This is a genomic window from Protofrankia sp. Cr1 (genome assembly GCF_963555865.1).
Taxonomy (GTDB): Bacteria; Actinomycetota; Actinomycetes; order Frankiales; family Frankiaceae; genus Protofrankia.
Genome location: NZ_CAUVXO010000209.1, coordinates 1 through 8,567 on the forward strand (window position 1 = coordinate 1; position 8,567 = coordinate 8,567).

Here is an 8,567-nt window from a genome sequence, read left to right on the forward strand (position 1 = left end):
CGCATGACAGCCGCGGCCATGGAGGCGTCGGGCTGGTAGTAACCCCCGATGTCGGTCGGCGAGCCCTGGACCGCGATCAGCTCGTCGACGATGGTCTGCTCCTGCTCGGCGAGCGTCTTGGCCAGGCCTGCGAACGCCGCCGCGAGATCAGCGTCGTCGGTCTGTGTGGCCAGCTCCTGCGCCCAGTAGAACGCCAGGTAGAAGTGGCTGCCGCGGTTGTCGAGGCCGCCCAGGCGGCGGCTGGGCGACTTGTCCTCGTTGAGGAAGGTGGCAGTCGCGCGGTCGAGGGTGTCGGCGAGCACCTGAGCGCGTGCGTTACCCGTCGTCTGGGCGAGGTGCTCGAAGCTGACCGCCAGCGCGAGGAACTCGCCCAGGCTGTCCCAGCGCAGGTAGTTCTCCTTGAGGAGCTGCTGGACGTGCTTGGGTGCGGAGCCGCCGGCCCCGGTCTCGAACAGGCCGCCGCCGTTCATGAGCGGGACGACCGAGAGCATCTTGGCGCTCGTACCGAGCTCCAGGATCGGGAACAGGTCGGTCAGGTAGTCACGCAGTACGTTGCCGGTAACCGAGATCGTGTTCTCGCCGCGGCGGATCCGCTCCAGCGAGAACGCGATCGCGTCGACCGGCGCCATGACCTCGATCTGCAGTCCCCGGGTGTCGTGTTCGGGCAGGTATGCCCTGACTTTCTCGATCACCTTCGCGTCGTGCGCGCGGTTCTCGTCCAGCCAGAACACCGCCGGGTCGCCGGTGGCGCGGGCGCGGGTGACCGCGAGCTTCACCCAGTCCCTGATCGGTGCATCCTTGGCCTGGCATACGCGGAAGATGTCGCCGGCGGCGACCACCTGCTCCACAACCACGTCGCCGGCCTCGTCGACGACCCGCACCGTGCCCGTGGTGGGGATCTCGAAGGTCTTGTCGTGGCTGCCGTACTCCTCGGCCTGCTGCGCCATCAGACCGACGTTGGACACCGAGCCCATCGTCGCGGGGTCGAAGGCCCCGTTCGCCCGACAGTCGTCGAGGACGACCTGGTAGATGCCGGCGTAGCTGCTGTCGGGGAGAACGGCGAGGGTGTCCGCCTCCTGGCCGTCCGGCCCCCACATGCGACCAGAGGTGCGGATCATGGCCGGCATGGAGGCGTCGACGATGACATCGCTGGGCACGTGCAGGTTGGTGATGCCGCGGTCGGAGTCGACCATCGCCAGGGCGGGCCCGGCAGCCAGCTCGGCGGAGAAGGAGGCCTTGATCTCCGCGCCTTCGGGCAGCTGTTCCAGGCCCTTGAGGATGGCGCCGAGCCCGTCGTTCGGACTCAGGCCTGCGGCGGCGAGCGTCGCACCGTACGCGGCGAACGTCGCCGGGAAGAAGGCCCGCACCACGTGACCGAAGATGATCGGGTCGGAGACCTTCATCATCGTCGCCTTCAGGTGCACCGAGAACAGTACGCCCTCGGCCTTGGCCCGGGCGATCTGTGCCGCAAGGAACTCATACAGCGCGGCCACGCGCATCACCGACGCGTCCACGACCTCGCCCGCCAGCACCGGCACGGACGCACGCAGGACGGTGGTGGCACCGTCGTCACCCGCCAGTTCGATGCGCACCGAGCCGTCCCGGGTGATGACCGTGGACCGCTCGGTGGAGCGGAAATCGTCGGCAACCATGGTGGCGACGTTCGTCCCCGAGTCGGACCGCCACGCGCCCATCCGGTGCGGATGGGTCCTGGCGTAGTTCTTCACCGACGCAGGGGCACGGCGATCGGAGTTGCCCTCGCGTAGCACCGGATTGACCGCACTGCCCTTGACCGTGTCGTAACGGACGCGGATGGCCCGATCCTCGTCGGTCTTCGGGTCGTCAGGGTAGTCCGGCAACGCGTAGCCATGCTGCTGCAGCTCGGCGATCGCCGCCTTCAGCTGCGGAAGCGACGCCGAGACGTTCGGCAGCTTGATGATGTTCGCCCCGGGCGTCCTGGCCAGTTCACCGAGCTCGGTGAGCGCGTCAGGGATGCGCTGAGCCTCCCCGAGATACTCGGGGAAACTGGCGATGATCCGCCCGGCCAGGGAGATGTCACGGCTTTCGACACTGACACCGGCCGCTCGGGCGTATGCCTGGACCACTGGCAGGAACGCGTACGTCGCCAGGGCCGGGGCCTCGTCAGTGTGGGTGTAGATGATGGTCGAATCAGTCACCGATACTCCGCTTCACGTATACTTTGCCTCAATCTCAAGGTATATCCTGATCATCCCACCCTTGCTTTGATCACGACGGCGGGTGTGCGCTCATCGTCATCGACCGCCCGGCTGGCATCTGCGGTGGAACACCGCGCCAGACTGAGGGTCAGGCGCATTCGACCCTCTCATGCGGACGGCTTCGGCGAGCCCACCACCGCCCACATCAGGGTTCTGGAGATCCACACCGTTCAGATCAGTTCTGCGGGAGGCGGACCGATATCACGCCAACGCAGCCGCCTTGCGCAGCAGCACCGACCGCTCGCGGACGTTGCAGCACAGTCGGGCGGCGAGCTCCAGCTCGGCCCGTGCCTCCGCGGTCCGGCCGAGTCGGACGAGCAGCTCACCGCGCACGCTCGGGAGGAGGTACGACCCCGACAGGCGGTCCGAGGCGACCAGCTCATCCACGATAGACAGCGCCTGCTGTGGTCCATTCGCCATCGCGACGGCGACGGCCCGGTTGAGCTCGACGACGGGTGACCGAGCCACGCGGCCGAGCGCCTCATAGAGGAGCACGACACGCTCCCAGTCGGTCTCCGACACCGAGGACGCCGACGCGTGGCAGGCGGCGATCGCTGCCTGCAGCCCGTACGGTCCCAGGCCACGCCCGAGTGCCGAGGCCCGGCCGATCGCGGCCAGACCGCGACGGATCGCCGACCGGTCCCACCGGCGCCGGTCCTGATCCTCCAGGAGCACGGCCTCGCCATCGGGCCCGGTGCGCGCGGGAAAACGCGCGGCCGTGAGCTCGAACAGGGCGAGCAGCCCGCACACCTCCGGCTCGTCGGGCAACAATGCGGCCAGCATCCGGGCCAGCCGGATCGCCTCGTACGCGAGATCGGGACGCAGCAGGTGGTCACCGGTCGTCGCCGTCGAGCCCTCCGCGAAAATCACGTACAGCACGCTCAGGACACCACCGAGCCGGTGGCGCCGTTCCTCGGACGGCGGCAGCTCGAACGGCACTCCCGCCGCGGCGATCGTCTTCTTCGCCCGCGTGATCCGTGCCTGGACCGTCGGCACGGGCACGAGGAACGCCCGGGCGATCTCCTCGCTCGCCAGGCCGCCGACCGTGCGCAGCGTCAGGGCCACCCGGGCCTCGGACGAGAGCACCGGATGACAGGCCACGAACATCAGCGCGAGGACGTCGTCCTCGACCCGGTCGGGATCCCACGGCAGGTCATCCGACCGGTCCCGCGGGGCCACCGCGCCCGAGCTCACCTCACCCTCGGCGAGCTGGCCGGCGAGCATGGCGTAGCGCTCGTCGAGTGCCGACCGGCGGCGGAAGCTGTCGATGGCGCGCCGCCGCGCGGTCGACAGCAGCCAGCCCACCGGGTTCGCCGGCGCACCGTCTCGCGACCAGGTGACGAGCGCCTCCGCCACCGCCGCCTGCGCGACGTCCTCGGCGAGCGCGAAGTCCCCGGTGTAGCGGGCCAGCGCACCGACGATCCGTGCGGAGGAGATCCGCCAGACGGCCTCGACGGCCCGCCGCGCCGACTCGGTGCTCGGCGGGCCGCCGGTGGCCGCGGGCATCAGAGCTGGCCGGTCCGCTCGCGCCACGCCCGCTCCTTGATGATCCACTCATTGTCCTGCGGGAACTCCTCGATGCTCGGCACGCGGCGGATCTCGCACTTCGTGCCGGCAGCCGCCGGCAGTCGCTTGGCCCACTCGACCGCCTCCTCCTTCGAGGCCACGTCGATCACGTAGAAACCGCCGAACAGCTCCTTCGTCTCGCCGTACGGACCGTCGGTGACCACCGGCGTCTCGCCGCTGAAGTCGACCACCACGCCCTGGGTCGGGTCGTCCAGGCCCTCGGCGGCGACGAGCACGCCAGCCCGGATCATCTCCTCACTGAAACGACCCACCGTCTCGAGCCTCTGCTCGAAGGGCGTCTCCATCATCTTCGCGACGGATTCGTCCGTGCCTCGCATGATCAGCATGTACTTCGGCATCGTCGATCTCCTTGATCTCGCCGGTCGCCTCTCGACCCTGTCACTCCCAGGTCGAACGGGACAGCCGCGAATCGACACGCCAGATGGACGCAAGCCAGCCAGGGCACTGGTCATAGTCGGACCCGCGCAGCTGGACCGCGAGATCGCGGCCCACGGAACTCCGGTGCCGCCGTCGAACTGGCCAGCGTGAGGCCGGGGCCGGGGCCGGGGCCGGGGCCGGGCAGCGCGGCACAGTCGTCCAGAGCACCCACCATCGTCTCTGTGCATTTCCGTCGACGGGATGACTGCCGTCACGGGACTGTTGCCGGCACCGAACTGTTGATCTGAGGATCTTCGGAGGGCGGCACCGATCGCCGGGTTGACAGGCGCGCTTCCACGTAGATCGCCAGACGGCTCGCGAGATAGTTGATGCCGATGAAGATAGCGGCGATCACCAGATATGTCTGAATCGGATTGTGCAGTGTCTGAATGGCGATCAGACCGCGGCGCAGCAGCTCCTCGTAGGCGATGAACGCGCCGAGAGACGTGTCTTTGAGGATCACGACGAGCTGGCTGATCAATGCTGGCAGCATCGATCGGAACGCCTGGGGCAACAGGATGAACCGCATGGACTGGGTGCGAGTGAGACCCAGCGCGGCGGCGGCGTCGGACTGACCTTTCGGTACCGCGAGGATACCCGCCCGGACGATCTCGGAGATGACCACCGAGTTGTAGGCTGTGAGACCGATGACGATGTACCACAACAGCGGCAGCTTGATCCCATACGTGGGGAGAACCTGATACGCGAAAAAGATTGCGATAACCACCGGAACGGCGCGCAGAATCTCAACCGTACCGACGATTATCCCGCGGTACCATCGGGATGCCGAGATCCTCGTCGCCGCGATGAAAACCCCGAACGGCAGCGACAACGACATCGCCAGGGCGGCGGCCGTCAGGGTGTGCAGGAGACCGCCGCCGAACAGGCGCCACAGGTCGGCGAAGTTCGCGTCGTTCGGGTCGAACAGCGGGCTCCACTTCGCAGCGGCGAACTGGCCGTTCGCGGCGAGCCGCCGTACGACGAGCGCCGCGAGGCCGACCAGGGCCAGGCCCGCCACCACCGTGGCGATACGGATCCGCCGTCGCCCGCGGGGGCCCGGCGCATCGTAGAGATGGCCTGCGCTCACCGGGCGACCGTCATACGCTTCTCCAGTACCCCCAGGAGCAGACCTGCGGGAATGATGATGATCAGATAACCGATCACCACGCCGGTGTAGACCGGCAGTGCCGGTTCACCCCGGGCGCTGTTCAGCGTGTTCGCCACACTGTAAAGTTCGCCGCCGACCCCGAAGGCGCCGAGGATCGCCGAATTTTTGATCATTGCGATCGCGACGCTGCCCAGCGGCGGAATCACCGCCCGCACAGCCTGCGGCAGCACGATCAGTCGTAGCGACTGACCGAAGGTGAGACCTATCGCGCGCGCGGCCTCGGCCTGGCCTGCGTCGACCGCGCCAATACCGCTGCGTAGCGCCTCGCACACGAACGCAGCGGTATAAACGGCGAGCCCGGCGACACCGAAAACCAAATAGGCACCGTTGATGCCCACCTCGGGGAGGCCGAACGCAAAGAAGAACAGAACAATCGTCAATGGACAGTTACGGACCAGCGTGACGTACGCGGTGCCGGTGGCTCGCAGGGGTGCCACGGGCGACACCCGGAACACCGCCAGCACGATCCCGAGCAGCAACGCCCCCACGGCCGCCAAGCCGCAGATCTTCAATGTTCCCAGCAGGCCGTGGGCGTACAGGCCCACGTTGTCGGTGATGACACCCATGGCGGCTCCCGTGGTGATCTTAGCTCAGGAACAGGTGGCGAGTGTGGGGAGGGTCGGTGTGGTCCCGGTGACCTTACCCGCCGTGGACTGCCAGGCCTTGGCGTAGCGCCCGTCCGCCGACGCCGCGGTCAGCTGCTCGTGAATGAACTGGCAGAAGGCGATGTCACCCTTTTTGATACCGATGCCGTAGGGCTCGGTGGTGAAGGGCTTGTCGACCAGCTTGAAGGCACCGCCGCTGGCGTCGGCAAGGCCCAACAGGACGACGTTGTCGGTGGTGACGGCATCGACCTGGCCGGTGCGCAAGGCATCCGCACACTTGGAGTAGACGTCGAAGAGCACGATGTTGGACGCGTCGACGTATTGTTTGATCTTCTCAGCCGGAGTCGACCCGGAGACGGAGCAGACCTTCGCGTTCGCGGGACGCAACGACTCCGGCCCGGTGATGGTGGTGTTGTCCTTCTTCACCATGATGTCCTGGCCGGCCTGGTAGTAGGGCCCGGCGAAGCTGACGAGCTGCTTGCGTTTGTCATTGATCGTGTAGGTGGCGACGACGAAGTCGACCTTGCCCTGCTGGATCGCTCCCTCACGCTGGGACGACGGCGTCTCGACGAAGGTGATGCCACTCTCGTTGATCCCCATACCGGCGGATATGATCTTCGCGATTTCGACGTCGAATCCGGCGACCTTGCCATCAAGCCCTTTCAGCCCGAACAACGGCTGGTCGAACTTGGTGCCGACGGTGACCTTCCCCGCAGCGGCGAGCCTCGCCATCGTCGTGCCGGCGGCGAAGGTGGGTGAGCTCCCGGCGCCGACCGCCTTGTCGGTCGAGTCGGTCGAGTCGCCTCCGCAGCCGGCGACGGCGAGCGTGACCGCACAGGCGAGCGCGGTCGCCGCGAACCATCGCCGTCGCATGGAGCGCGCCGGGAGCAGACGGCGCCGGACCGGTGGCTGTGGAATCCGCATGTTTGTCCTCTCAATGGATGTGTCGGCCGTGAAAGCTGGCGGTGCGGCAACCCGGTTGGACAACTCAGTTGAACAGTCCGGTGGGCCGCCGGATAGCGGGGCACGCTATCAGTGCGGGAGGACACGGGCCAGGAAATCACGGGCCCTCGGTGTCCGTGGGTTGTCGAAGAAGCTTTCCGGCGTCCCTTCCTCAAGGATTCGACCGTCAGCCATGAATACGATGCGGTGTGCGGCGCGCCGGGCGAACCCCATCTCGTGGGTGACTACAACCATGGTCATGCCGTCGCCGGCGAGCTCCGTCATGACGTCGAGCACCTCGGCGATGTACTCCGGATCGAGGGCCGAGGTGGGCTCGTCGAACAGGATCACCTTCGGGTCCATGGCAAGCGCCCGGGCAATCGCGACGCGTTGCTGTTGCCCGCCAGAAAGATGAGCAGGGTAGCTGTCTGCCTTTTCCCCGATGCCCACCCGGTCGAGTAGTTCCCGGCCCTGACGCTCGGCCGCTTCCCGCGGGATTCTCTTGACCTTGATCGGCCCGAGAGTGACGTTCTCCAGCGCGGTCTTGTGCGCAAACAGGTTGAACGACTGGAAGACCATGCCCACTTCGGCGCGTAACCGCGCGAGGGCACGCCCCTCGTCGGGCAGTCGCTCCCCGCCAATCATGATCTGACCGGCGTCCACGGTTTCCAGGCGGTTGATACACCTGCACAGTGTCGACTTACCCGATCCCGAAGGGCCGATGACGACGACCACCTCACCGCTGTGCACAGTGAGGTTGATCTCGTGGAGTGCACGGAAACCACCAAACGATTTCTCGACGCCCGCCATGATGATCAGCGGCTCACCCCGAGCGTCATCCGTCACGGTCAACCCTTCGGTCAGATTGAGCGGAACGGTAGCAGGTACAGGTCACCGACCGGTAGGGGAGTCCGGAATCCGGGCCTGTCCGGAAGCGGACGCCGGCGAACGCGCGGAAAGCATATTGACATACTCTGGTGCCACGGGCTGGCTCTGTGGGTCCGATAGCTTCGGATCCGGACGTTCGGATGTCCCCGGGCGCCGCTGGGATCCTCTTGGATCGCGTCCGATGTGCGACATGCTACCGGTGGCCGGTACGCCGAGATCAGCAAGGAGCGTCAGCGCGGACATCCGACCAGACCCGGCTACGGCGCGCTTGCCTCCTGCCGGGCGGAGACCTCCGGGCGCAGGTCCGTCGGCAGCACGAGTTTGCGTGCCTCGCGCCGCAGTACTTTGCCGTAGGCGTTTTTGGGCAGGGCGTCGAGGTAGATGATCTGTTTGGGTTTCTTGAAGCTGGCGATGTGGGTACGGCTGAAGTCGATGAGTTCGTGTTCGGGTGGCGGGGACGACGGCCGCGACCACGTTCTCGCCCCAGAGCTGATCTGGTACTCCTAATACTACAGCCACAGTGATCTCTATGTGGCTGCGACTGGCGTGGCAGATGCTCGAGCGGCGCGTATCCGCCGACGAAAGTGGTAAGATGGCGCGGACGCCATATTCGCCGAAGTCGTCTCGGAGATGGGCAGTCGACTGGTCGTGATCGTTCCCGCAACCACTTACCGCGATAACCTCCCGGCTGAGCACCATTCCGCATACAACCAGCTCTACAAC

General features: G+C 66.7%; 7 protein-coding genes. All 7 read right to left on the bottom strand.

What is annotated here, in order from left to right; genetic code table 11:
• Positions 1–2,177: NADP-dependent isocitrate dehydrogenase (locus tag U9980_RS16305; RefSeq protein WP_322768699.1), on the bottom strand; the 2,177-nt coding region annotated here is incomplete at its 3' end.
• Between the two features lie 261 nt (positions 2,178–2,438).
• Entirely contained in the window at positions 2,439–3,743 is a 1,305-nt protein-coding gene (locus U9980_RS16310) for an RNA polymerase sigma factor (protein WP_322768702.1), read from the bottom strand.
• The gene (locus U9980_RS16315) at positions 3,743–4,162 is read right to left on the bottom strand and encodes a YciI family protein (RefSeq protein ID WP_322768700.1); all 420 of its coding nucleotides are present in this window, start codon (positions 4,160–4,162) and stop codon (positions 3,743–3,745) included. The genes U9980_RS16310 and U9980_RS16315 overlap by 1 nt, the downstream gene beginning before the upstream one ends.
• Positions 4,163–4,452: 290 nt before the next feature.
• Positions 4,453–5,328 carry an amino acid ABC transporter permease gene (locus U9980_RS16320; protein WP_322768701.1) on the bottom strand — a complete coding sequence of 292 codons (876 nt, stop codon included), beginning with the start codon at positions 5,326–5,328 and terminating at the stop codon, positions 4,453–4,455.
• Complete coding sequence (locus tag U9980_RS16325) at positions 5,325–5,975, bottom strand: amino acid ABC transporter permease (RefSeq protein ID WP_322755847.1); 651 nt, start codon at positions 5,973–5,975, stop codon at positions 5,325–5,327. Before U9980_RS16325 ends, U9980_RS16320 begins: the two co-directional genes overlap by 4 nt.
• Before the next feature lie 24 nt (positions 5,976–5,999).
• Complete coding sequence (locus U9980_RS16330) at positions 6,000–6,887, bottom strand: glutamate ABC transporter substrate-binding protein (RefSeq protein ID WP_322768703.1); 888 nt, start codon at positions 6,885–6,887, stop codon at positions 6,000–6,002.
• 159 nt (positions 6,888–7,046) lie between these two features.
• Entirely contained in the window at positions 7,047–7,766 is a 720-nt protein-coding gene (locus U9980_RS16335) for an amino acid ABC transporter ATP-binding protein (RefSeq protein ID WP_322768704.1), read from the bottom strand.
• Between the last annotated feature and the right edge of the window lie 801 nt (positions 7,767–8,567).

What these genes read in the sequence shown, in the direction of transcription:
- U9980_RS16310 (WP_322768702.1), bottom strand. Translation starts at nt 3,743, where the DNA reads ATGCCCGCGGCCACCGGCGGCCCGCCGAGCACCGAGTCGGCGCGGCGG.
- U9980_RS16325 (WP_322755847.1), bottom strand. Translation starts at nt 5,975, where the DNA reads ATGGGTGTCATCACCGACAACGTGGGCCTGTACGCCCACGGCCTGCTG.
- U9980_RS16330 (WP_322768703.1), bottom strand. Translation starts at nt 6,887, where the DNA reads ATGCGACGGCGATGGTTCGCGGCGACCGCGCTCGCCTGTGCGGTCACG.
- U9980_RS16315 (WP_322768700.1), bottom strand. Translation starts at nt 4,162, where the DNA reads ATGCCGAAGTACATGCTGATCATGCGAGGCACGGACGAATCCGTCGCG.
- U9980_RS16335 (WP_322768704.1), bottom strand. Translation starts at nt 7,766, where the DNA reads ATGGCGGGCGTCGAGAAATCGTTTGGTGGTTTCCGTGCACTCCACGAG.